Consider the following 23,991-nt stretch of genomic DNA (forward strand, 5'->3'; position numbering starts at 1 on the left):
TGACAAACCGTTTCAGGGCATTATTATACCAATTCTACTAATACCAAATTGATTAAGTTCTTTTCCACTCAGCGAGAATCGCTCTGAATTGGGAAGAAATTTAATCAAATTGGTATAAATTTATTCCCGCTCAGTGAAACTTAATAGATTTGGTATAAGTTAGCGTTAGTCTCTTATTTGTCCATCACCTAATACCACGAACTTTTCAGTCGTTAGCGCCGTTAACCCCATAGGTCCATATGCATGCAGTTTACTGGTAGAAATACCAATTTCTGATCCTAAACCTAGCTGACCGCCATCTGAAAAGCGTGAAGAGGCGTTAACCATTACCACAGATGAGTTAATACTGCGGATAAAACGCTGACTCCGTGTTATATCTTGGCTGACAATAACTTCAGTATGATCAGAACTATAAGTTTGAATATGTGTGATCGCTTGCGCGAAACTATTGACAACTTTTATCGCTATCTCCTGTGCCAAATATTCAGCATGATAATCGGCATTGGTTGCCAGCGTTGCAGCAGAAAAATAAGCTAAACTTTGCTGACAAGCATGTATTTTTACTTGTGCCGGTTTTAAGGCTAGGGCAATTTTCGGCAATAACTCAGCAGCAACACCAGCATGCACTAATACCGTTTCTAATGAATTACAGGCACTCGGGCGTTGAGTTTTACCGTTTACGAGGATATTAATGGCTTTAGTAAAATCAGCATATTTATCAATAAATAAATGACATACCCCTTTAAAATGCTGAATGACGGGGATTTGACTATGCTCGGTAACATAACGAATCAGTCCTTCACCACCACGAGGGATCACTAAGTCGATGCTCTCATGTTGCTTTAACAGCAATTCAATTACACTACGACTGGTATCTGGAATAACAGTAATACAGTTTTTATCGATGTTCGCTTGCTCTAACACTTGATGTAGGCATTTGGCTAAAGCAATATTACTATGGATCGCTTCAGAACCACCGCGCAGGATAACAGCATTACCTGACTTCAGACATAACGCCGCCGATTCAGCCGTAACATTAGGTCGAGCTTCATAAATCATCGCAATAACACCTAATGGTATGCGCATTTTTCCCACTTGTATGCCATTAGGTCTTAAAGCCATATTATCAATATGACCAATGGGGTCGTCCAAACGAACAATTTCACGAATGGCATTGGCAATATCATCAACACCTTGCTCCGTCAGGAGTAATCTATCAAGCATCGCAGGCGCTAAACCTTTTGCTTTACCGGCGATAATATCTTTTGCATTTTCGCTAATAATAACCGCACAATTTTCAACAATAGCATCTGCCATGTGCAGTAATAAGCTATTTTTCTCATGACTGCTTAATTGCGCTACGGTTAATGCCGCTTGTTTAGCAAGTACAGCACTTTTTGCAATATCAAACATACTTTTCACTCTACCTAGTAATTTTTACTCTTAGCTAACACAACCATATCATCACGATGAATAACCACTTTACTTGGGCAACAACCCAGTAAAGTAGCAATCTCATCACTTTTCTTACCTTGAATACGCTTTAAATCACGATAATTATATTGGCTGATACCTTTTGCAATAGGCTGCTGGTTCTTACCATCATACACATCAATACAATCACCGACTTTAAAATTGCCACTTACCTCTGAGATACCTGATGGCAGCAACGATGCACCTTTTTCGGTTAATGCACTAACAGCCCCCATATCTAACATGACCTTACCATTACTTTTTAAAGTATGTTTTAACCAATGCTTCCGCGCTCGTGTTGCGCCTTGTTGAGCAATAAAGTGCGTGCCAGGATTTTCACCAGATAGAAGTTGTTCAAACACTTCACCACGACTACCATTTAAAATATAGGTTTCAATGCCATTTTCTACCGCTTTTTCAGCCGCTTGAATTTTTGTTTTCATGCCACCCGTAGCAATGTGATTATGGGTCGCGCCAGCCATGGCATAAATGGCATCATCAATTTTTGCTATTTCAGGAACTAACTTAGCTTGCGGATTTAAACGCGGATCTTGTTCAAAAACCCCATCTACATCACTTAAAATGAATAAACTATCAGCTTCACTGACTAAAGCAACTAATGCCGCTAGGTTATCATTGTCGCCGACCTTTAATTCTTCAGTGGCTACCGTATCATTTTCATTAACAATCGGAATAACACCGTTTTCTAATAATATTCTTAAGGTGTTTTTAATATTAATGTAACGCTGGCGGTCTTTTAAATCGCCATGGGTGATCAATAATTGGCTGCATGGTACATCAAAAAAACGCTGCCAATTTGCCATCATCTTCATCTGACCAACCGCTGCCATAGCTTGTTTAGTGGGGATTGAGGGGTTAGGAGAGCCGTGCGTGATCAAACTCCTGCCAGCGGCAACGCTACCAGATGATACGAGGATAATTTCTTTACCCGCTTGCTGACATTGTGTAATAAAGCGAGCAATAGCAAGTAGGTACTTACCACTACACCCCTTAGCATCAGGAGACACTAAAGCACTACCAACCTTTATCACTGCACGATTAAATTTCATAATAACCCACCCTCTTTAATATCTACTTAGCTTGCCTTGAAAAGTGGTTACTTGGCAATCATCTTTTGCACTTAATATAGACTTGTTTGTTATTTTCTACTGCTTAATGGCATTAGCATGGCCAATGCATTATTTTTCTATGCTGGATTTTCTATTTATTGCTCAATAATCCTAAGCAATAAATTAATGGTGCGTTTTTATCCAATATGAAATATCGTTTGTATGCACCAATTTATATGCATAATAACAATAATCTTAGTGAAACATGGCAACTCAACTAGTATTTTTGTGACTTTCATCACAATTAACAACACCATCAACAATAAGCACAATCTCGACTTAACGTTGTTACGCTTAATTTTTTAACGATTTTTACTGAAAAATAAGCTGAAAACCATTAATATTGTTCTCAGCATTTGTCTTAATTGATTTTTGGTTTTTTATGTTAAATTTTTTACCCGGTGCGCTTACTGGCAGCCTTTCATTTTTACTTTATATTATCAACACCCTATTTTGGCTTGTGCCGATTCTGGTATTTTCGCTATGTAAAGCCTTAGTTCCTTTAGCTTCATGGCAAAAGATTTTTAGCTATTTGTTAGATCAAATGGCCAGTAACTGGGTGCTATTCAATACCTTTAATCAAAAACTATTCACTAAAACTAAAATGAATGTCACTGGTTTAGAAAAATTAAAAATGCAAGACTGGTATTTAGTGATTAGTAACCATCAAAGCTGGGTTGATATTCTCGTATTGCAACGAGTTTTGCATGGCCAGATCCCATTTTTAAAATTCTTTCTGAAAAAAGAATTAATTTATGTGCCTTTCTTAGGTTTAGCATGGTGGGCGCTCGATTTTCCTTTTATGAAACGCTACAGCCAGCCTTTTTTAAAGAAAAATCCACATCTTAGAGGCAAAGATATAGAAACCACCAAAAAAGCCTGTGAGAAGTTCAAGCATAAACCGGTTAGTGTCATGAATTTTATTGAAGGTACGCGCTATACCGCCAAGAAACATAAGAAACAAAACTCGCCATTTGATCGGTTATTAAAGCCAAAAGCTGGCGGTATTGGTTTTGTTTTGCAAGCAATGAAAGGTAATCTAAGTAAGGTGGTTAACGTCAGCATTTATTATCCTGACGGCATCCCTACTTTTTTTGATTTTTTATCCGGCAAAGTGAAACGGGTCAGTGTTGCTATTGAAACTCAAGATATTGATGATTCACTCAAGGGCGATTACGTCAATGATCGTGCTTATAAAATTCAGTTTCAAAAGTGGGTCAATCAGTTGTGGCTTGATAAAGATAAAAAAATGCTTCAGCTTGAAGAGCAAGCCAACAAGGAAATGTAATGCAGGAAATAATCGCGTTCTGGTTAACTGAACAAGGTCTGCCGACAGCGTATAGTTCGTTAGGTGTTAGCATTATCGGCCTAGTGCTAATTTTATTATTTTGCAGTATCAGTTTTTATATCGCTAAAAACTATGTCCTGCTGTTTATTCATAAACTAACTATTGCATCAAAGAACACGTGGGATGACCTCTTATTTGATCACCAAGTGTTTTCGCGAATATCTTTGCTGGTTCCTCTAGTCTTACTGTTATTGCTAACACCATTATTAGTCAATACCGACTCTCTACTTGCTACTGTACTTATTGTTTTTGCCAAAATTGGGCTTTGTTTTCAAATTGCACGTAGCATTAGCTCGGTACTTAATGTTATCAATAGCCTTTATCGACAAACAGCGAGCGAGCGTTATTTACCATTAAATTCAACCTTACAAGTTATTAAACTGGTGGTATATTTAGTGGCCAGCATACTGGCGGTATCGCTGGTATTAGACCGCTCACCACTTTATTTACTGAGTGGTTTAGGTGCCTTAACCGCGGTATTAATTTTAGTCTTTCAAGATACCATTAAAGGTTTAGTTGCCAGTATTCAAATTTCAGCGAACAAAATGGTCGCACCTGGCGATTGGATTGAATTACCGAAATATGGTGCTGATGGCGATGTTATTGAAATTGGTTTGAATACCGTCAAAGTTAAAAACTTTGATAATACCGTTACAACCGTACCAACTTATGCCTTAACCAGTGGTTCATTTAAAAACTGGCGTGGCATGCTTAACTCTGGTGGTCGGCGCATTAAGCGCGCCATTGTTATTGATGTTCGTAGTATTAAATTCTATAGCCAAGAGCAGCTTGAAGCACTAAAGTCAGTGCAACTTATCAGTAACTACCTTGCTGAAAAACAAGCTGAAATTAAAAAAGAAACCGCTCAAGCCATCAGTAAAGCACCACTGACGGCCGCAACAATAAATACTCGGCAGTTAACTAATATTGGCACTTTTAGAGCTTACATTAGCGCTTATTTAAAGCAGCACAGAAATGTTCATCACGAAATGACTTGCATGGTGAGACAACTCCCGGCCACTGAGGTTGGTTTACCGCTAGAGCTATACTTTTTCAGCAATGATCAAAGCTGGGTTAACTACGAAGCAATTCAAGCCGATATATTTGATCACCTTTATGCCGCCGCACCACTGTTTGATTTAAGGGTTTTTCAACACCCTAGTGGCCACGATTGGCACAGTTCAAAAGTTAGCGCTGACGCATAACGCCTTCTTGCATTGTAGAGGCGACAAGCAAACCTTCACGGTTAAATATTTGCCCTTTAACTAGGCCTCTACCACCGCTAGCTGATGGGCTATCTATACTATAAAGCAGCCATTCATCTAAACGGAATGGCCGATGAAACCACATCGAATGATCTATTGTTGCCAATTGAAAGTTTGGTTGCCAATAACTCACCCCATGTGGGAATAAAGCGGTCGGCAAAAATGAAAAATCAGAGGTATAAGCCAGTAAATATGTATGGATACGAAGATCATCCGGCAGACTGCCATTTGCCTTAATCCACATATAACATTTAGCTTCAGTTTTTTCAGGATTTAACCAATTATATTGCTGAACGGCTCTGGTCTCTATTGGCTTTTCAGATAGAAATTTACCACGAATCGTTTCCGGAATAGATGCTTGATTTTCAAAAATAAAATCGGTATATGATTGTAAATCCTCAGGCCCTGGCACCAATGGCATAGCATCTTGATGATCAAAGCCCTGTTCTTGTTGCTGAAACGAAGCTGTCATATAAAAAATAGCTTGACCATTTTGAATAGCATTGACTCGACGGGTATTAAAACTACGACCATCGCGAATATTTTCAACTTGATATACCACAGGCTTGCTAGCATCACCGGGTCTTAAAAAATAAGAATGTAAGGAATGCACATTATGGGTTACTGCAACAGTTTCTTGTGCCGCCGATAACGCTTGTCCCATCACTTGGCCACCAAATAAAGCTTTAAAACCTAAATCTTGGCTTTCACCACGGTAAATGCCTTGCTCTATTCGTTCTAATTTTAATAACGCAGAAAGATCGTTTAATACCTGACTCATACAAACATTTACTCTAATTAATCATTATTTACTAAAAAATAGTATAACGTGCTATCGCATTAAAAATAACGTTATAAATATTTAATACTGCTGATTGGGAAAATAACTCCTATAAATGCCCCCACAGATAAATATATATGCAGAAGATTCGAGTTTATACCAACTCTATTAAGTTTGTTCACTGTCTGGGGAGAAACTTAGTAGAACTAGTATTATATGTTGATCTTAACAAAAATCTAATATAGATTCCCATAAGTGATTCATATCACGTCATACAAAATTTTATAAAGAGGCCATTGTGCACGCAGTTCTTGACCGAGAAGTCTTACTAGAAAGACGCCAGTATTCACCTGAGCAATCAAGCTTATGGGATAAATTATCATTGGCACAGAAATTTGCTACCAGTAGCTTAACCCAATTTGGTTATGACCTTACGTTTATCCGTAGCAGTAAATCAGGTAATATCGCGGTCTTGTTATGTGATAGTAATGCCGCAACGATTTCTGATGATGGTGAAATTGATACTGCACCTAATATTACCATTAGACCTTAATTCAGCAGTTAGCTAATATTAAAAAACCGCTAAAAAGCGGTTTTTTATTACTTATTTTTACTGTTTGGTGCACAAGAAGGCTTCAACAATAATAATAAAACCATTAATATTATTACTCGACCAAGCACGCCTTATTTCTTTACTCGCTTGGCTAATATGATTACTCAAAACCTTATAAGTACCTTGCCGGTAACCTTCATAAACTTTTTTCACTGCTGACTGCAATTTACCTTTTGCTCGAACACTGTCATTAAAAATAGTTGCATAGTTATTAATCATCGGGGCAATAATATCAAACATTTCACTGTCTTCAAGCGATGTAGCTGTAGCTCTTAAGTCAATAAAGCGCTGTTTGACACTCTCTTCATTACGCTGGGCAATAATTGCCATCATATCGACATAAGCTTTATTCTCTTTTTTTGTTGCTGAAATATCCCGTTTCATCAATATAATTTCACGTTGTAAGTTTTCAGCTTTAAAGAAAAAATAAATACTCACTACGACAAATATTGCACTAATAGCTAAAACAAAAAACATGACTTTACCTGCAGTTATATAATTTAATTACTTAGTTTTGGTACTTTCACTCAAACGAGAAAGAAAAACATAAGGGTCAATATCTTGAATGTTCGGCGCCTCAATCGAACACCTGACTTTAACCGAATAATCACCTAGATTGGCAAAAAATTGAGTTTTTATTGCCTGTTTTATATCGGTAAATTTAGTTATCACTTGCTCTGGTGTTTGGTGAGGACATAAAAATAAATACTCCCCTGCACTGATTACTCCTGCGTAGTCTTCCTCAGCAATATATTCATTAATAATAATGGCCAACGCTTTACTGACATCGAGCAGTGTTTTTTGGTTAAAATGAAAACTGAGTTCTTGCCAATTTTCAACCACTAAATAAGCGACTGAAATATTATATTGATACTTTCTTGCCATTTTATATTGCTGTTGATACCAACGTTTGGTTTGTATCGGCTGTGCTAAGTGAGTTTTAGGTAATTCTTGCTCATCATAACCATGATTAAGTCGTTGGTGGTGCAGTTTAAAGCGATAGAAAACAGCAAAAAAAATACTACAACTTAGTGCCACAGCCAGTAAAGTAATCAGCATTTGTTGGTGATGATACTTATCAGTAAAAGTGAGACTTAACTGGCTTTTTTCCGCCAAGTTCAAGGCTAATTCCTTGGTTTTATTTTTAGCTATTTTTGCGCTACTCGCTAAAGATTTTCTGATATTGTCTTTCGGATAGAATCCTTGATATAACATCAAGTAACGTTTCTGTGCTTTAATGGCTAGTTCGAATTTCTGTGTGGCATAATAGTAATCGCTGAGCAATAAAAACAGCTCTATTTGTTGCGGCGATAATACTAATGTTTCAGCTAGAGATTGAGCTGAAAGTAAAATTTCATTGGCTTCCGAGTGCTGATTTAATTCATACATCACCTTTACGAGGCTAGTTTTCGTCGTCAACTTAACCTGCGCCAAATTATATTGATTAAATACCAGCTGAGCATTAAGCAAGCGCTCTTTGGCTGTAGTAAACTGTCGCTGTTGATATAAAACTTGCCCTAAACCTAACTCAGCGAACGCTGCTCGAATAGTTAATTTATGCTGTTTAGCAAATTGCAGCGACTGCCAAAAAGCATTATACGCATCATCATATCGCTGTAGTTGATAATAACTATTAGCCATTAAGTGATAGGTTCGTGCAACCCCTTGAGTTATTGACATATCATTGCGCAGCTTTAGCACATGATTAAGTAGTTCCACAGCATTTTCATACTCAGCCAAATTAAAATGTGCTTCAGCAATAATCTCTAACAAGGTAATTTGATCAACATTTCCCTGATTTTGACTCAGTAGGTATTCCACCTTATCTAGCTCGGCAACTGCTAAGGTATAATTGGCACTTAACGAACAAGCGACCACTGAGTAAGCTAATGCCTGTAAGTGATAATTCATATCATGCGATTGTTCAGCCAACCAAGCTGCTTTTTCAGCCGTATCTCTCAACTGAATGTACTGACCTTGAGCATAATAGCCGCGGGCAATTTTTAGCAATAAATCCAGTTGTAGCGGCACATCAGCTGGTTCTATTTCGTTACCATATTGCGCAAATTGTAGCGCTGCAAGCAAATTACCACGATTAAATGCGACATCAGACAACAAAGAAAAAGCTATTATTACGGTATCGGGGCTATAATTTTTACGACGATTTACGACTACCTGTGCAGCATCAACAATATCTTGGGAGATCAACGTAGCTTTATCTTGTAAATAATAGCCATTAAGTAACTGACGATAATTTTTAGCTATGTTACTCGGCTCTGCTGAACCAGTATTAGTGAGGCAAAAACTGAGGACAACTGCTAGCAGTATTTGCTTCATTGAGCATTTTTTTTCCATGTTGTAGATGAATAAATCTGTCAGGGCTATAATAATCGTATTTGATTTCATTTAGTTTACTTTAAAAGTGGTTTACAAATGCAATACATTACTTATAATCGCTATTGAGCCGTTAAGGCTCAACAAGGGCAAACCCAGTGAAAACTGACGACGCAAAGTTACCGATCTAAGGGGCAACCTATGATAGCGGAACTGCAAAATTTAGATATAGTGGGGGCTTGTCTTAATTGAACAGTTCGCCGTCATAATCTCGGTATTCTTTGCGCGCTTTGCTTTGTACTCGACTTAATTGCTTTCTCGCAAATTTAGCTGTTCTGCTTTCTTATCTGCAATATATTCATTCATCAGCACCTCAAGCATTGATAGCGGCATCGAACCATTTTTTAGTACCTGATCATGAAAGTCTCTTAAATCAAAACTTTCGGCTAGTTCTTGTTCAGCCATTTTTCGCAATCTCTTGATGGTTAGCTCACCCATTTTATAAGAGAGTGCTTGCCCTGGCCAAGAAATATAGCGATCAATTTCAGTTTTAACATTGTGCAGTGATAACGCGGTATTATCAGCTAAAAAATTCATTGCACGCTCACGACTCCAGCCTTTCGCATGCATACCTGTATCAACTACCAATCGACACGCACGCCACATTTCATAAGTTAATCGACCAAAGTCACTATAAGGGTTTTGATAAAAACCGGCTTCCAAACCTAAGTATTCGGAATAGAGCCCCCAACCTTCACCAAATGCCGAAATATAGGTGCTATTTCTAAATTTAGGCACATTACTCATTTCTCGTGCGATGGAACTTTGCAAGTGATGACCGGGCACTGCCTCATGTAAGGTTAATGCTTCCAAAACATATAAAGGTCGACGATCGAGACGATAAGTATTTACCCAGTAATTACCAGCTTGATCATCTCGTGATGGTCCAGAGTATCGCCCTGTAGTATATTTAGGAGCAATATTTGCGGGCACTTCAATCACACCATAAGGCGTTCGTGGTAAGGTTTTAAAAAAACGTGGTAATTGCGCATCCATTTTTTTAGCAATAAAAGCAGCTTCTTTAAGTAAGCCTTCAGGGCTGGTGGCATAAAATTGTTTATCTGTCCGTAGAAAGTTAACGAAATCAGCAAAATTGCCGGAAAAATTCAATTGTTGAATAATCTGTTCCATTTCAGCTCTAATACGCTGCACTTCAGCTATACCAGTTTTATGCACTTCATCCACAGAGATAGGTAAGGTAGTATAATGCTGTAAACGGTTGAGGTAGTATTTTTTACCATTAGGTAATGAGCTGGCAGCAATATTAGTTCTAGCATTCGGCTGATAACGTTGCACCATGTAATCGTAATATTTCTGATAGCTTGGCATAACAACTTGTAAAATAGTACTTTTGGCTTTAGCGCTTAAACTTAATTTAAGTGCTTCAGTAAAGTGTGGCGGCATGGTTAAAAACGGTTGATAATATGTGCTTAATGTCGCATCTTTTTTGATAAACGCTTTAATCGACTCTTCAAAACCTTCTAAAACAATTTTAGGCTGCGTAATTCCTGCTTCAATACCTTTGTCCATCCAGAACATTTGTTGAGAAAAATACTTCGGCAGCGCAGAGAGCCTTGCAAGATAATCATTATAATCCTGCGCTGTTTTAAAGCTAACTTGACGATTAATTCGACTGATCCAAACATGAAAGCCCGACTCAGCAGTCAAGGGCATGTAATGTTCATGATTACTATAATTATCAAGTTGGTTTTTAATGCTGTACGATAAAACAGAGTGATTGATCGCTTCATCTCTCGTCAACCCCTTTATTGCCACTTGTGCTAAACGCTGAGAAATAGCAAGTAAAGTCTGATGCTGTTGTTCTAGTTTGTCTGGTGATAAATCAGGTAGCTGGCGATTAGTTTGTCCGGCAATATCTTGATTAAAGGGACTTTGATGATCTTTAAAATATTGGTATTCTTCAATAACTTGCTTAAGATCATAATTAACTAATTCGCGCTGAGACTTAGGTGATTGGCAAGCTATCACAAGAAATAAAACAAACATCGTGGTTGAAAATGCTTTCATGACTAAATCTCAAATATAAATAGGATATCAATTAGCCCGATACCATAACAAAACCAATATATTTATAAAGTAAATGTTTTATCTAACACTATTTTTCAGTTCTTTATCCGTTTTATTACGACTTTAAATTGCTTTTACTCTGGTAGTTTTTCAAAAATTACTACAAAATGGTTTACTAGCTATGAGTAGCGAACTCCCTAACTTAAGGTTGGAATAGTGCAGTACCATGACTCTATAGAACAAGCCGAACAAAAAATGCACGCCGCCATAAAACAATTGCAGTTATGGCATATCCCAGCGACGCCAACCAATTACGCAGTCAGTTATCACTATCTCAACCAAAATTCAAAACAGCTAAATAGTGCCATTGAAAAGCAGCTCGCTACTGGAAAAAAAATTGATAACTTCTTTTTAGCCGAAGCTTATCGCCAATATGTGTTAAAACAGAGTGCTTTTCGAAGTGAATTAATTGATGATCTTGATGAGGTATTAGTCGATTTACATGCTAATAGCACGCAATCCTCGGTTTGTACTAATCATTTAATTAATCAATTGGATCACAACATCTCCAACTTGCAATCGACTAATAAAAATGAAGTTTTTAGCGCAATTAAACAAATCCGTCAAAATACTAAGCATTTTAAACTTGCACAAGAAAAGCTCGCTGAACAGCTACGGCTATCTCAGCGTTCGACTGACGCTCTACGTTCAGAGTTAGATGAGGTTAAAAAAGAAGTCTATTTAGATCCATTAACCGGACTCTATAACCGTAAGGCTATGACCAAGCATTTAGATACTTGGCTATCGAATGATCCCACCAAACATGTCGCGGCAATAGTGGTCAATATTGATCATTTTTCTCAGATGAATGAACGCTTTGGTCCATTACTCAGTGATGTACTATTAGCCAAAATAGCTAAAAAAGTAAGTAGTTATGTTGGTGAAAGTGGCTTACCAATAAGATCTGCCGGTGATGAATTTCTAATTTTGCTACCCGATGTAGAGCGTAATATTGCTGGCGAGATTGCGGAAAAAATTCGCCAGGGCGTCGAAAAACTAAGGTTTGTCAGTAGTAAGTCAGGTACCCGCTTACCACCAATGACACTGAGCATAGGGGTCAGCGATTATAATGTTGCCACCAGTGCCAATGCCATCATAAAGCAAACTCGAGCATTGATTAGCGATATATCTCAAACCCTAACTAACCACGTCAATATTGCCAATACTTAACTCAGCTGAATTCGGATTAACTAAGCTCAGCGATTAAAGAGAGTAAATTTTTTTCAGAAAATACTTTAATCCCATTGGCGCGCAACAGAGCTGTAGTAATACCTTGTCCAGGGACTTTATGTTGACTAAATTCACCATTATAAATGCTTGAGCTACCACATGATGGGCTTGACTCTTTTAGCAACGCATAACGGACGCCGTGTGCATGACAAAGTGACAACGCTCGTTGCGCCCCTAGCTCAAAGGCTGGTGTCACATCTTCACCGCTATTAGTTTTAACGATAATGTTTTCATTACTTAATTGAATTTCGGCTGGTGGCCTAGGAGTAGATAAACCTCCAGCTAATTCGGGGCAAATAACCACCAAGCGCTCAGCCGCTTGCCAACGTTTAAGCGTGGCGTTTACTAATAAATTATCACCACCATCATATCTAACCTTATGACCTAAAAAGCAGCTGCTTATCAGAATTTTTTCCATTAAAAGTTACCTTATTTCAAAGCTATTAAGTTGGTTCTCTCTCAGTGCTTATCAGCGGTTTGAGAACAACGATCATTTTTATAATGGCTGAGCATCAAGGTATAAACCCATTAAATAAGTCTTATAAGACTATGATAGAATTAGTTTAATTTCACTTAAACCTAGAATATCTTGCTCTGTAGCGCACTCTAACCAACAAGAGTGACTGTATTCTTCGAAGTTCAATAAAAATTCACTGACACCATAGTGTATTCTTACACAGTGAAGATCCGCACCTTGTATTGTTTCCATTACTTTTGCAGCAATCATTTGCACAAGATAGTCAATAATGACTGCCGTATTATCCATTGTCCATTCAACATTAAATTGGAACTGTAATACCCTTGAGTTAACTTCCTCAATATCGGTTATTTTTATAGCGTTTTTTGTCAACATAGGGCTCTACTTAATCTAGATTAGGGCTAATTAATTGTTTAAAACTTGTGCTAGCGCAACAAAGTAATAGATAATTTTTCATACTGGCATGATCCTAAAAAAAGCAACGACAACAGTTTACTTTTTACATATAATCAATTGAGGATCCTTTAATATTGTTTACCAAAGAGAGATTATATTTATGAAAAAACTTACTTTAGCTGTTGCCGCTACTGTTATGATGGCTTCACCTGTTTTCGCTGGCGACGCAGCTGCCGGTAAATCAAAAACTGCAATGTGTGCAGCGTGTCACGGTGCTGCAGGTGTTTCTGCTGTTCCTATGTACCCTAACCTTGCCGGTCAAAAAGAAGCTTACATTGCCAAGCAATTAAAAGATTTTAAATCGGGCAACCGTAAAGATCCAGTAATGGCTCCAATGGCTATGGCATTATCTGATGAAGATGTTGCTAACATTGCTGCTTACTACGCAAGTCTCAAGTAATTAGACTTTTTGTATAGTAGCATTTTCAAAATTTTATGATTTTACTCTACTGTACTGCATCTAAAAAGCGCTTTAATGCGCTTTTTTTGTCGCTGTAATTCAACAAACAGTAAGTAAGCGATGTCTAACTCAAAAGTAAACTTCATCTAGCTCTGGTGCTGTTTAATCAAGGACAAAAATGGCTCACCATAACGAGCAAGTTTAGTATCACCAATGCCACTGACATTGAGCATTTGTCGTGATGTTAAAGGTTTTATCCGTGCCAGCTCGGCTAAAGTCGCATCATTAAAAACAATAAAGGGTGCGATATCTTCAAGTTTGGCAATCTCTTTACGTAATGATCTTAACTTAGAGAATAAGGCTCGGTCATAAACTTTCTCACGTTTATTGCGTTGCCAGTAACTGGCCTTTTGTAAGCGAGGAGCCGCAAGCATCAACGGTTGAAGGCCTTTCAAAATACTACCAGCCGCTTGCGTTAAGCATAAGTTTGACTGAGCAGCGATATCTTGCTGTAAATAGCCTAAATGTATTAATTGCCGCACGATTGAAAACCAATAACCCGGCGTTTTATCTTTTCCGATACCAAAGGTTGAAACTTTATCATGGTTGAGTTGGATAATTTTGTCATTCAGCTCCGCGCGTAAAACAGCAACCACATGCTCTATATCGCCATTACCTTCAATACGATAGACACAAGAAAGCACTTTTTGCGCCGCTTGTGTGGCATCAAACTGGCTAGGTGGATCTAAGCAAATATCACAGTTACCGCAACTTTGCTCGGTAAATTCGGCAAAATAATTCAGCACAACTCGGCGTCGACAAGTTTGCGCCTCCACAAAACCTCGTAACGCCTGAAAGCGTTGTAATTCAACATTGACCCGTTGTTCATTTTCACCGTCAGCAATACGCTTATTGATACGTTCAACATCTTTTTCATCATAAAGAAAAAGTGCTTCTGCAGGTAAACCATCGCGGCCCGCTCGCCCTATCTCTTGATAGTACGACTCCAAGGTTCTAGGGGGCTCATAATGAATCACAAAGCGCACATTAGACTTATTAATCCCAAGCCCAAACGCTACGGTCGCAACAACAATTTGTATATCATCTTTCGCAAATTTATCTTGAATAATATTACGGATTTCTGCTTCTAAGCCGGCATGATAAGCGGAACAATTAATACCCGCTTCAGCTAAGCGCTTAGCTAATTTTTCAACCTGCCAACGACTATTACAATAGATAATGCCACACTCATCTTTACGCTTTTTGATATAGCCAATGGTTTGCTGTTCACCTTGATATTTATCGGCTAAGGTAAAGCGAATATTGGGCCGATCAAAGCTATCAAGATGAATGTAGGGGTCATGCAAGGCCAATTGTTGTAACATATCTCGACGTGTGGTGACATCAGCCGTTGCTGTTAGTGCCATCACCGGCACATGCGGGAAGTTTTGTTTTAACAGATGTAATTGGGTATACGCAGGTCTAAAATCATGTCCCCATTGCGATATACAATGTGCTTCATCAATGGCAAAAAGACTGACATCAAGGTGTGATAAACCTTGCAAAAAGTAATAGTTTTTTAATCGCTCAGGAGCAACATACAGTAATTTTATTTCACCTTGACCTAAGCGCCTAAAAATATCATTAATGGTATCGGCATCGAGTGAAGAGTTAACATAAGCGGCTGAAATTCCTTGCCTTACTAAGCCATCTACCTGATCTTTCATCAAGGCAATTAATGGCGAAACAACAATAGTAACCCCCGTCATCAAGGTAGCAGGCAACTGGTAGCACATTGATTTTCCGCCACCTGTAGGCATTAAGACTAAGCTATCTCGTCCCTGAAGTGCATAATTAATAATTTCTTCTTGCCCAGGACGAAACGTTTGATAACCAAAATGATGTTTAAGGGCTTCAGTTAATGTCGTAGGGGAAGTGGCTTGCAAGAGAGAATCTTCAGTAGATGAAATCAGCCGACATTTTAGCGCAGTAAGACCTTAGTGCGGAGATTTATTTTCAATATAACGGCAATTATTGTTATTCTTTTATCTCACTCGACCTAACAGGAAAGTTTATGACACATGAAGAATCGTTTCAGCAGCTAGCTCAATATTGGAGCCAAGCAATGCCTTTTAATCGATTATTGGGGCTAGAAGTGACAAAATTTGATAGCGAAGAATCTGCCGTCAGTATTGTTTGGCACGACAAGCTTATTGGTAACCCTGAACAAAGAATTCTCCATGGCGGTGTCACTGCATCAGCGCTAGATCTTGTTGGCGGCGTGGTAGCCGCAGCAAATATGCTATCTCAGCTACCTGAATTAACACCAGAAATAATTGCGCGAAGCCTAAGTCGCTTAAGTACCATTGATTTACGTACTGATTTTTTAAGACCGGGGCGTGGTGAAAACTTTATGGCAACGGCCAAAATCATTCGCAGTGGTAGTAAGGTTGCTGTTGCCCGCATGGAAATGCATAACGAAAAAGGCGATCATATTGCTTTTGGTACTGGCACTTACATGGTGGGGTAAAATTAACCCAAATATTTCTAACATCTCAATGGGTTGTTGAAATGATTAGTGCTATTATTAACGCTCTTATCCAATCTTAGCTATCAAACTTATTCCATGCCAACACCTGAAAAAGCAGCCTTACGCGCTGGTATTATTAGTGCTATATGCGCCTATACCATGTGGGGCATTGCCCCGTTATATTTTAAGCTCATAGATCATATTAATGCCGATGAAATCCTTGTGCACCGTGTTGTATGGTCAACGGTATTACTAACCTTTGTTGTGCTGCTTACCAAAAGATCGCGTTACTTTATTGATACTATTACACAACCTAAAATAGTGTTACGGCTGACTATTTCAGCAACATTTTTAGCCGTAAATTGGTTTATGTTTATTTGGGCAGTTAACAATGACCACTTGTTAGATGCTAGCTTAGGCTATTATATTAATCCGCTTTTTAGTGTTGCATTAGGGGTGATATTTTTAGGTGAACGCTTACGACCTTGGCAGCTCTTTGCCGTAGGGTTAGCGTTTGTTGGCGTTATTATTCAGCTCTTTATGATGGGCTCACTGCCGATAATATCTTTAGCATTAGCAGCCACTTTCGGTATTTATGGCTTATTACGTAAACAACTGCCTTTAGACTCTTTTGTCGGCTTACTGATAGAATCACTGATGATGCTACCAATAGCACTGATTTATTGGTTAGTATTTTTAAAAACCAGCACCGCTAATATGTTTGACAATGAACTATCATTAAACATGCTATTGATCTGTGCCGGCATTGTTACCACAGCGCCCTTACTCTGCTTTTCTGCTGCAACAAAACGTATGACGCTATCCGCTTTGGGCTTCTTTCAATATATTGGCCCTAGCATCATGTTTATTCTGGCGACATTTTATTATCAAGAACCGTTATATTTTGCTAAAATGATCACGTTTGCCTGCATTTGGACTGCATTAGCAATATTTAGCTTTGACTCAATAAAAGCCAGAAAACGAGCGGCAAAAAATTATCACCAGACAGCAAAAGTAGAATAAAAAACAGTTTTTTCTCATTTGTAACCTAAGAACTTTAAGAGCTATACGTGACAGCTTATCGATATTTTTAAAGTCTTAGGGACTGTTAACAGTAAAATAGATGACACTTGCCGTAAGCTGAAATTATATATTCGAGTAAGTAGTTGCTCAATTATTCGTATTGGAAAAAGTATAAGCAATGCTGACGGGCAAAATTCATTCTCACCAGTGGTAACAAGGCCCCAACATCTGCCAAACAAACCACCTGATTTAATTAAGTAACTCAACAAGCAGTTTTGACATTAAAACCCTTAGTTATTAATTACTTGCTTACAGTGTTTCCAAGTTAGCATAGGCAACCACGAGCCACTTGCAGCCTACATCAGCAAAATTAACTTGAATACGACTTTGTGGACCACTACCTTCATAGTTCAATACCACGCCATCGCCAAACTTTTTATGTCGAACATTTTGGCCTAATTTAAAGCCTGAGTTACCAAAACTCTCTAAAGTGATTGTTGATGAGAATCGACCTTTAGTTTTTGGCCTACTTACTTGGCTTTGTAAGCGAACTTCCTCGATGCACTCTTCAGGTAACTCCCGTAAAAATCGGCTAGCTTTATGGTTTTTCTCTTGACCATACAAGCGACGACTTTCTGCATGACATAAATATAATTTTTGCATGGCACGTGTCATACCGACGTAGCACAAGCGACGCTCTTCTTCTAAGCGACTAATATCTTCAACTGACTGCTGCGAAGGAAACATACCTTCTTCCAAACCAGCAATAAAGACTAATGGAAACTCTAAACCTTTCGCTGAATGCATAGTCATTAATTGCACAGCTGATTCATGTTCGTCAGCTTGTGATTCACCTGACTCTAATGCAGCGTGAGTCAAAAACGCGGTCAATGGACTTTGTTCTTCTTCAAGTTCAGGATCGACTTCAAAGGTCTGACAAGCGGTAACTAGCTCATTTAAGTTCTCTATTCTCGCTTCTGCACGTTCACCTTTTTCGGCTTGGTACATTGCTTTTAAACCTGAGTGTTGAATAACATAGTTTGCTTGTTGATCAAGGTTCAGGCTATTTGAATCATCTTCTAACTGGTCAATGACATTAATGAATTGTTGAATAACTTTAGCGCTACGGCCTTTAAGTTGTTCATTTTTCATCATCTGCTGACAGGCTTGCCACAAAGTGCATTCTAAGCTTCTCGCTGCATCGCGTACTAAGCTCAATGTTTGATTACCAATGCCACGTGTTGGTGTGTTAATCACACGTTCAAAGGCAGCGTCGTCGTCACGATTGTTTAATAAACGTAAGTAAGCAAGGGCATCTTTGATTTCTTGACGCTCAAAAAATCGTAAACCGCCATAAATTTTATAAGGCAGTTTTGCTTGAATTAATGCTTCTTCCATCAGTCGTGACTGAGCATTACTACGATATAAAATAGCGACATTATCCAATGAGCCGTCTTTTTTTCGCCATTCGGTGATACGTCCAGCAATAAAACGCGCTTCGTCAATCTCATTAAATGCGGTATAGATGGAGATTTTCTCTCCGGCATCACCGTCAGTCCACAAGTCTTTACCAAGGCGGTTGCTATTGTTGCCAATTAATTGGTTGGCGGCATTAAGAATATTAGCGGTTGAACGATAGTTTTGCTCAAGCTTAATGGTTTGTGCGCCATCAAAGTCCTGTAAAAAGCGTTGAATATTCTCAATTTTTGCACCACGCCAGCCATAGATAGATTGGTCATCATCACCAACAATCATCACGTTGCCACTTTTCTTGCCGAGCAAGTTTAACCACGCATACTGAATAGCATTGGTATCTTGAAACTCATCAACTAAAACATGGGCAAAACGCTGTTGATAGTGTTGCAATAATTCAGGATTATTAAGCCAAAGCTCATGAGCCCTTAGTAATAATTCAGCAAAATCGACTAATCCAGCACGATCACAGGTGTCTTGATAAACTCGATAAACTTTAACAAAAGTTTCTTCTGTGACATCAAATTGGGTATCAATATGCTGTGGTCGTAAACCTTCATCTTTTTTGCCATTGATATACCAAAGAAACTGCTTGGCTGGCCAGCGCTTTTCATCAAGCTCTAACGAGCGCACAATACGCTTAACCATACGAAGTTGATCGTCGGAATCAAGTACTTGGAAGCTTTGTGGTAATTTCGCTTCTTGAAAGTGCATGCGCAATAAGCGATGTGCTAAACCATGGAAAGTTCCTACCCACATGCCGTGCACATTACCATCAACGGTTTGCTCAACACGGGCGCGCATCTCAGCCGCTGCTTTATTGGTAAAAGTAACCGCTAAAATACTATGAGGTGATGCATGCTCAACTTTCATTAACCAAGCAATACGTTGTACTAAAACTCGCGTTTTACCACTACCTGCACCAGCAAGCACTAACATATTTTGTAAAGGCGCTGCCACAACATCTCGCTGCTTGTCGTTCAACGAATCAAGTAATTCAGAAACATCCATAGAAAGGTAAAATCAATAACAAAAATATAGCGCTATAATAGCAAGTTAAGCGCTATTTTGATAATGCAATTGGAAAAGCATTCAATAAACACTTTTACATTCTGACCAAGAGAAAAGCACTAAAGGTTTAAAAGACAATGGCCTATGAAACTATTTTTGTTAATTGCTCGACATTATCAAGTGCAATAGTAGGTAAAACCTTTAATGCTTTACCTACTTGATACGGATTTAACCAAGCCGTTTGGCAACCGGCATTGATCGCACCAAACACATCATTTTTCCCACAATCGCCAACATGTAGTAGCTGCTCAGGAGCTAGATGTAACGCCAGACAGGCTTTATCAAACATATCGCGGTCAGGTTTTAATTTATTTTCAATTGAGGCATGGAAGTGATGAGTAAAATACTGAGCAATACCTATTTTATCGGTATCAACATTACCATTGGTAATCGCAACTAACGGCATTTTAGTTTTAAGATAACCAAGAAAATCATGGGTATGCTGCGGCAGAGTAAAGTTACTACGTTGTTCAACAAAGTAATCTAGCGCATTATCCGCAAACATTGCCGCCTCAGCATCAGTCAAGCCAAGCGACAATGCACCTAAAAAGTAGCTTTTTTGTCGCAGTAGACCAACATCATGCTTTAATTCTGGTGCAAGCAGTAGCGCTTGCTGTCGAAAGGGCCACCAAAAACGAAAATCAAAAGCAGATGATTGAGCATTAAAAATATCTTTAAAATAACGAACCATTTTTGTATCGGTCGCCAACATGATCGGTTGATTACTGTAGAGCGTATCGTCTAAATCAAAACTAATAGCATGAAAAGGCTGTAGGCGCCGATAAAATCTCACAATAAAATGACCTAATAAAGCTGTTGGTAAAGTAGTTTTGCTACCAGTTTTTTAAATTGCCCTAATAGTAAGGTATCCATACGCGGATCAAAATGCTCAGCATCTTGGCTACTAATGGCTAAAAATCCAAGATCTTCTTCTAGGTGAGTTAATCGCACTAACACCACCGAACCGCTCGTCGGCTGAGAAAAAATCAATTCTTGTTCACTTTGTTGTAAACGACCGAAATAGTATTGCTCTTTACTTAATCTATTTTCAATGATTTCACGACAGTCGTTAATGATCAAAGAGCTGTGCTGAACGTCTGTTGGCTTGACTAACCATAGCTTCAATGAGTCTAATGACAACAACTGCGTAGTTGCTTGATGCAAACAATCCAATAACTCAGTCGCAGCAGTACAGTCTAATAAACGTAAATAGAGATCACTATACAATGCAAATAGTTGTTCATTCTGATTAGCAATCACCATTAATTGCGTAATTTCTTCTTCTAAATTATGAATTTTTTGTCGTTGTTGTGATAATTGCCGCTCGACTAAAGAGATCGTGCCACGCTGATGGTCTGGCAGCCTTAAACTGCTAACAAGTTCAGCTTGACGGTTAAAAAATTCAGGGTGCTGTTGCAGGTAACTAACGATTAATTCATCGGTTAGTTTTATATCGTCAGTCGACATAAGATTTTGATCATTTGATTGCATAGCTTTACTTTTATCTTGCTTTATAGGTTTATTTGACCGTCGAAAACATGTACGGCGGGGCCCGTCATTTTTACTGAATTGCCGGGGCCCTTCCAAAAGATTTTCAATTGACCACCAGGTAAATCAACTAACACTTGTCGATTGAGTTTTTTTTGCATTTGACCAACAACAACGGCGGCGCAAGCCCCGCTACCACAAGCCAAGGTTTCAGCAGCACCACGCTCATAGACACGTAGTTTAATATATTCAGGTGAAACCACTTCCATAAAACTAATATTGGCTTGTTGCGGAAAACGTTCATGCAGAGACAATGCTGCGCCCAACTTTGCTACCGGTGCCTTTTTTACATCATCAACCGTCAAAACACAGTGAGGGTTACCCATGGACACAACGCCACAAAGTACCGTCTCATCTTCACTACGCAAAATATAAGTACCTTCTTCTTTTTGCGCATTAAAAGGAATTTTACTCGGCTCAAATAGCGGTACCGGCATGTTGACAGAAACGTTGCCATCTCGTTCAATAAATAGCGTCATTTTACCTGATTGCGTTGACACCTTAATTTTATGTTTATTGGTTAAACTTTTTAAGCGGACAAACTTTGCAAAACAGCGCGCACCATTACCGCATTGCCCAACTTCACTGCCATCAGCATTAAAAATGCGATAATGAAAGTCCAAGTCAGGGTCATATGGCGGTTCAACAACCAGCACTTGATCGAAGCCAACTCCAAAATTTCGGTCAGCCAATTGCTTAATTTGTTCATTCGACAAATAAACATTTTGGGTCACATTGTCGAGCACGAGAAAATCGTTACCTAAACCGTGCATTTTAGAAAAATTTACTAACATCTATGCCTAATCTCACACTACAAAGGTAATAAGCTTTCGCCTTGCCATAATTGGCTTAACGCTTCACGTTGTCTTATCAAGTAACTTTCGCTTCCGTCCACCATCACCTCAGCGGCACGTGGTCGGCTATTATAATTAGAACTCATGGTAAAGCCATAAGCACCAGCACTGCGTATTGCAAGTAGGTCGCCAGAACGTATCGCCAATGTGCGGTCTTTACCAAGAAAATCTCCGGTTTCACATATTGGGCCAACCACATCGTATTGTGCACTAGCCACATCATCACGTTGTTCAACCGGAATAATAGCTTGCCATGCTTGATACAGCGCCGGCCTGATCAAATCGTTCATTGCCGCATCAACGATAGCAAAATTGCGTTCTTCACTGGTTTTTAGGTATTCAACTTCGGTCACCAAAATACCGGCATTCGCCATTACCGCTCTACCAGGCTCATAAATAAGTGTCAGCGCTCGACCGACTAATTTTTCAGCAATAGCTTTGGCATATTCATTCGGGTGCGGCGGCTTTTCATCATCATAACAAACGCCTAAACCACCACCGACATCAATATGTGAAAGCACAATACCTTGCTCAGCTAATTGGTCAACTAGCTTTAATACCCGATCAAGGGCATCTAAAAACGGCAATACTTCGGTTAGCTGTGAACCAATATGACAATCAACACCTTGAATATTAATATGCGATAAGGTCGTCGCATGTTGATATAACTCTGGAGCTTGCTCAATGCCAATGCCAAATTTATTTTCTTTTAAGCCGGTCGAAATATAAGGGTGTGTACCCGCGTCAACATCAGGATTAACCCGAAGAGAAATTGGCGCAATTTTATCAAGCTTTTCAGCGACAGCTTGAATACGCTCTAACTCTGCTGGTGATTCAACATTGAAACAATAAATACCCAGATTAAGCGCAAAAGCAATTTCATCTGAGGTTTTACCCACCCCAGAAAATACCACTTTTTTCGGATCGCCACCGGCCTCAATGACCCGCATCAACTCACCTTTGGAGACAATATCAAAGCCAGAGCCTAGGCGCGCCATCACATTAAGCACTGCAATATTACTGTTAGCTTTTACTGCATAACAAACAAGATGCGGACGCTCGCCTGCCGCTTGGTCAAAAGCATGCCAGTGGCGCTCAATAGTCGCACGAGAATAAATATAGAGTGGTGTACCGTATTGCTTTGCTAATTCAGCGACCTGACATTGCTCGGCGTATAATGAATGCTGTTTACGATTGAAGAAGTCCAATGCCGTTGCCCCTACTGTTCTAAACTGGTTTTATCCATACTTTTATCAGTTTCTTCACTTGTTTTTGCTAAGTTCTCTTGCTGTTGCTCAGGAGTTTGGTATAAAGGACCTTTAATGCCACAGCCTGTTATGGTTGCCAAACTAAGCAAACTGATGAAAATAATTACAATTTGTTTATGCATAATTGATTTATTCGATTTTTTTCCCATGATAGACGTTTTATAATCCCATGACCAATAATTACCAAGCAAAGATGAAAGAATCATAAAGCTCAGGTAAAAAGGAACGATTAATGAATGATAGTCAATACAATTTAGCTGCTGATGATATCTTACTTGCAGTAGAAGAAGCCATCGAAGATTGCGGCTGCGATATCGATTACGAAGGTGTTGGCGGCTTATTAACCCTAACATTTAAGAATAACAGTAAGATCATCATTAACAAGCAAGCACCCTTACACGAAATTTGGGTAGCAACGAAATTTAACGGTCATCACTTTCATTTTGAAAATGAACAGTGGGTTGATAAGCGCGGCGGCGGAGAACTGTGGCAGTTTTTATCTGATGCCGCCAGCAAACAAGCAGAAGAAAGCATTGTCCTCTCTGCGCAATAAACATTAAATAAGGTA

At 38.9% G+C, this 23,991-nt stretch carries 23 protein-coding genes and 1 riboswitch; of the genes, 8 read left to right on the forward strand and 15 right to left on the reverse strand.

The features are described 5' to 3' along the window. Positions 1-165: 165 nt before the first annotated feature. Complete coding sequence (locus tag FGD67_RS10775; RefSeq protein ID WP_257175001.1) at positions 166-1,413, reverse strand: glutamate-5-semialdehyde dehydrogenase; 1,248 nt, start codon at positions 1,411-1,413, stop codon at positions 166-168. A gap of 14 nt (positions 1,414-1,427) precedes the next feature. Continuing rightward, positions 1,428-2,543, reverse strand: a complete 1,116-nt coding sequence (proB, locus tag FGD67_RS10780) for a glutamate 5-kinase (protein ID WP_257175002.1) — start codon at positions 2,541-2,543, stop codon at positions 1,428-1,430. Positions 2,544-2,985: 442 nt separating this feature from the next. Here proB and FGD67_RS10785 point away from each other — a divergent pair, with 442 nt between their 5' ends. Both FGD67_RS10785 and FGD67_RS10790 read left to right on the forward strand, forming a co-directional pair. Beyond that, complete coding sequence (locus FGD67_RS10785; RefSeq protein ID WP_257175003.1) at positions 2,986-3,891, forward strand: acyltransferase; 906 nt, start codon at positions 2,986-2,988, stop codon at positions 3,889-3,891. After that, the gene (locus tag FGD67_RS10790; protein ID WP_257175004.1) at positions 3,891-5,156 is read left to right on the forward strand and encodes a mechanosensitive ion channel family protein; all 1,266 of its coding nucleotides are present in this window, start codon (positions 3,891-3,893) and stop codon (positions 5,154-5,156) included. The genes FGD67_RS10785 and FGD67_RS10790 overlap by 1 nt, the downstream gene beginning before the upstream one ends. Here FGD67_RS10790 and tesB read toward each other — a convergent pair. Further along, positions 5,140-5,997, reverse strand: coding sequence for an acyl-CoA thioesterase II (gene tesB, locus FGD67_RS10795; RefSeq protein ID WP_257175005.1), 858 nt, complete (start codon positions 5,995-5,997; stop codon positions 5,140-5,142). The two genes, FGD67_RS10790 and tesB, sit on opposite strands and share 17 nt — an antisense overlap. A 298-nt stretch (positions 5,998-6,295) precedes the next feature. On the opposite strand from tesB, the gene FGD67_RS10800 reads away from it, so the two are divergent. Continuing rightward, positions 6,296-6,550, forward strand: coding sequence for a hypothetical protein (locus FGD67_RS10800; RefSeq protein ID WP_257175006.1), 255 nt, complete (start codon positions 6,296-6,298; stop codon positions 6,548-6,550). A 57-nt stretch (positions 6,551-6,607) separates the two neighbouring features. Here FGD67_RS10800 and FGD67_RS10805 read toward each other — a convergent pair whose 3' ends face one another. The 3 genes from FGD67_RS10805 to FGD67_RS10815 form a co-directional block, all read right to left on the reverse strand. Then, complete coding sequence (locus tag FGD67_RS10805; protein ID WP_257175007.1) at positions 6,608-7,087, reverse strand: hypothetical protein; 480 nt, start codon at positions 7,085-7,087, stop codon at positions 6,608-6,610. A gap of 27 nt (positions 7,088-7,114) precedes the next feature. After that, on the reverse strand, positions 7,115-9,016 hold the full coding sequence (locus tag FGD67_RS10810) for a tetratricopeptide repeat protein (protein ID WP_257175008.1): 1,902 nt from the start codon (positions 9,014-9,016) through the stop codon (positions 7,115-7,117). Between the two features lie 66 nt (positions 9,017-9,082). Beyond that, positions 9,083-9,165: riboswitch (cyclic di-GMP riboswitch) on the forward strand. An 85-nt stretch (positions 9,166-9,250) separates the two neighbouring features. After that, positions 9,251-11,032, reverse strand: a complete 1,782-nt coding sequence (locus FGD67_RS10815) for a DUF885 family protein (RefSeq protein WP_257175009.1) — start codon at positions 11,030-11,032, stop codon at positions 9,251-9,253. Positions 11,033-11,248: 216 nt separating this feature from the next. Here FGD67_RS10815 and FGD67_RS10820 point away from each other — a divergent pair, with 216 nt between their 5' ends. Continuing rightward, positions 11,249-12,262, forward strand: coding sequence for a GGDEF domain-containing protein (locus tag FGD67_RS10820; RefSeq protein WP_257175010.1), 1,014 nt, complete (start codon positions 11,249-11,251; stop codon positions 12,260-12,262). A 16-nt stretch (positions 12,263-12,278) separates the two neighbouring features. Here FGD67_RS10820 and FGD67_RS10825 read toward each other — a convergent pair whose 3' ends face one another. Together FGD67_RS10825 and FGD67_RS10830 are read right to left on the reverse strand one after the other, a co-directional pair. After that, entirely contained in the window at positions 12,279-12,740 is a 462-nt protein-coding gene (locus tag FGD67_RS10825; protein WP_257175011.1) for a DUF523 domain-containing protein, read from the reverse strand. Between the two features lie 129 nt (positions 12,741-12,869). After that, on the reverse strand, positions 12,870-13,175 hold the full coding sequence (locus FGD67_RS10830; RefSeq protein ID WP_257175012.1) for a DUF3630 family protein: 306 nt from the start codon (positions 13,173-13,175) through the stop codon (positions 12,870-12,872). A 181-nt stretch (positions 13,176-13,356) separates the two neighbouring features. Between FGD67_RS10830 and FGD67_RS10835 the strand changes: the two genes are divergently transcribed. After that, positions 13,357-13,656: a cytochrome c gene (locus FGD67_RS10835; protein ID WP_257175013.1), complete on the forward strand. Its 300-nt coding sequence runs from the start codon at positions 13,357-13,359 to the stop codon at positions 13,654-13,656. A 146-nt stretch (positions 13,657-13,802) separates the two neighbouring features. On the opposite strand, the gene recQ is transcribed toward FGD67_RS10835, so the two are convergent. Then, complete coding sequence (recQ, locus tag FGD67_RS10840; RefSeq protein ID WP_257175014.1) at positions 13,803-15,602, reverse strand: DNA helicase RecQ; 1,800 nt, start codon at positions 15,600-15,602, stop codon at positions 13,803-13,805. A gap of 128 nt (positions 15,603-15,730) precedes the next feature. On the opposite strand from recQ, the gene FGD67_RS10845 reads away from it, so the two are divergent. Both FGD67_RS10845 and rarD read left to right on the forward strand, forming a co-directional pair. Continuing rightward, complete coding sequence (locus FGD67_RS10845) at positions 15,731-16,186, forward strand: thioesterase family protein (RefSeq protein ID WP_257175015.1); 456 nt, start codon at positions 15,731-15,733, stop codon at positions 16,184-16,186. Positions 16,187-16,282: 96 nt separating this feature from the next. After that, positions 16,283-17,209 carry an EamA family transporter RarD gene (gene rarD, locus FGD67_RS10850; protein WP_257175016.1) on the forward strand — a complete coding sequence of 309 codons (927 nt, stop codon included), beginning with the start codon at positions 16,283-16,285 and terminating at the stop codon, positions 17,207-17,209. 309 nt (positions 17,210-17,518) lie between these two features. Here the strand turns inward: rarD and uvrD are convergent, their stop codons facing one another. The 6 genes from uvrD to FGD67_RS10880 all read right to left on the reverse strand — a co-directional run bounded on the left by uvrD (position 17,519) and on the right by FGD67_RS10880 (position 23,545). After that, on the reverse strand, positions 17,519-19,693 hold the full coding sequence (uvrD, locus tag FGD67_RS10855) for a DNA helicase II (RefSeq protein WP_257175017.1): 2,175 nt from the start codon (positions 19,691-19,693) through the stop codon (positions 17,519-17,521). Between the two features lie 142 nt (positions 19,694-19,835). Further along, positions 19,836-20,546, reverse strand: coding sequence for an HAD-IA family hydrolase (locus FGD67_RS10860; protein ID WP_257175018.1), 711 nt, complete (start codon positions 20,544-20,546; stop codon positions 19,836-19,838). An 11-nt stretch (positions 20,547-20,557) separates the two neighbouring features. After that, the gene (locus tag FGD67_RS10865; protein ID WP_257175019.1) at positions 20,558-21,244 is read right to left on the reverse strand and encodes a DUF484 family protein; all 687 of its coding nucleotides are present in this window, start codon (positions 21,242-21,244) and stop codon (positions 20,558-20,560) included. A gap of 20 nt (positions 21,245-21,264) precedes the next feature. After that, positions 21,265-22,095 carry a diaminopimelate epimerase gene (dapF, locus tag FGD67_RS10870; RefSeq protein WP_257175020.1) on the reverse strand — a complete coding sequence of 277 codons (831 nt, stop codon included), beginning with the start codon at positions 22,093-22,095 and terminating at the stop codon, positions 21,265-21,267. A 17-nt stretch (positions 22,096-22,112) separates the two neighbouring features. Next, positions 22,113-23,363 carry a diaminopimelate decarboxylase gene (gene lysA / locus FGD67_RS10875; RefSeq protein WP_257175021.1) on the reverse strand — a complete coding sequence of 417 codons (1,251 nt, stop codon included), beginning with the start codon at positions 23,361-23,363 and terminating at the stop codon, positions 22,113-22,115. Positions 23,364-23,374: 11 nt separating this feature from the next. After that, positions 23,375-23,545, reverse strand: coding sequence for a lipoprotein (locus FGD67_RS10880; protein ID WP_257175022.1), 171 nt, complete (start codon positions 23,543-23,545; stop codon positions 23,375-23,377). 110 nt (positions 23,546-23,655) lie between these two features. Between FGD67_RS10880 and cyaY the strand changes: the two genes are divergently transcribed. After that, positions 23,656-23,976 carry an iron donor protein CyaY gene (gene cyaY, locus FGD67_RS10885; protein ID WP_257175023.1) on the forward strand — a complete coding sequence of 107 codons (321 nt, stop codon included), beginning with the start codon at positions 23,656-23,658 and terminating at the stop codon, positions 23,974-23,976. The last annotated feature ends 15 nt before the right edge of the window (positions 23,977-23,991 follow it).

This window comes from Colwellia sp. M166, from assembly GCF_024585285.1.
Taxonomy (GTDB): Bacteria; Pseudomonadota; Gammaproteobacteria; order Enterobacterales; family Alteromonadaceae; genus Cognaticolwellia.

Excerpts from the sequence above, each read along its gene's own strand:
- FGD67_RS10775 (WP_257175001.1), bottom strand. The coding sequence starts at position 1,413 with ATGTTTGATATTGCAAAAAGTGCTGTACTTGCTAAACAAGCGGCATTA.
- proB (WP_257175002.1), bottom strand. The coding sequence starts at position 2,543 with ATGAAATTTAATCGTGCAGTGATAAAGGTTGGTAGTGCTTTAGTGTCT.
- FGD67_RS10785 (WP_257175003.1), top strand. The coding sequence starts at position 2,986 with ATGTTAAATTTTTTACCCGGTGCGCTTACTGGCAGCCTTTCATTTTTA.
- FGD67_RS10790 (WP_257175004.1), top strand. The coding sequence starts at position 3,891 with ATGCAGGAAATAATCGCGTTCTGGTTAACTGAACAAGGTCTGCCGACA.
- tesB (WP_257175005.1), bottom strand. The coding sequence starts at position 5,997 with ATGAGTCAGGTATTAAACGATCTTTCTGCGTTATTAAAATTAGAACGA.
- FGD67_RS10805 (WP_257175007.1), bottom strand. The coding sequence starts at position 7,087 with ATGTTTTTTGTTTTAGCTATTAGTGCAATATTTGTCGTAGTGAGTATT.
- FGD67_RS10810 (WP_257175008.1), bottom strand. The coding sequence starts at position 9,016 with ATGAAATCAAATACGATTATTATAGCCCTGACAGATTTATTCATCTAC.
- FGD67_RS10815 (WP_257175009.1), bottom strand. The coding sequence starts at position 11,032 with ATGAAAGCATTTTCAACCACGATGTTTGTTTTATTTCTTGTGATAGCT.
- FGD67_RS10825 (WP_257175011.1), bottom strand. The coding sequence starts at position 12,740 with ATGGAAAAAATTCTGATAAGCAGCTGCTTTTTAGGTCATAAGGTTAGA.
- FGD67_RS10830 (WP_257175012.1), bottom strand. The coding sequence starts at position 13,175 with ATGTTGACAAAAAACGCTATAAAAATAACCGATATTGAGGAAGTTAAC.
- FGD67_RS10835 (WP_257175013.1), top strand. The coding sequence starts at position 13,357 with ATGAAAAAACTTACTTTAGCTGTTGCCGCTACTGTTATGATGGCTTCA.
- FGD67_RS10845 (WP_257175015.1), top strand. The coding sequence starts at position 15,731 with ATGACACATGAAGAATCGTTTCAGCAGCTAGCTCAATATTGGAGCCAA.
- rarD (WP_257175016.1), top strand. The coding sequence starts at position 16,283 with ATGCCAACACCTGAAAAAGCAGCCTTACGCGCTGGTATTATTAGTGCT.
- uvrD (WP_257175017.1), bottom strand. The coding sequence starts at position 19,693 with ATGGATGTTTCTGAATTACTTGATTCGTTGAACGACAAGCAGCGAGAT.
- FGD67_RS10865 (WP_257175019.1), bottom strand. The coding sequence starts at position 21,244 with ATGCAATCAAATGATCAAAATCTTATGTCGACTGACGATATAAAACTA.
- dapF (WP_257175020.1), bottom strand. The coding sequence starts at position 22,095 with ATGTTAGTAAATTTTTCTAAAATGCACGGTTTAGGTAACGATTTTCTC.
- FGD67_RS10880 (WP_257175022.1), bottom strand. The coding sequence starts at position 23,545 with ATGCATAAACAAATTGTAATTATTTTCATCAGTTTGCTTAGTTTGGCA.
- cyaY (WP_257175023.1), top strand. The coding sequence starts at position 23,656 with ATGAATGATAGTCAATACAATTTAGCTGCTGATGATATCTTACTTGCA.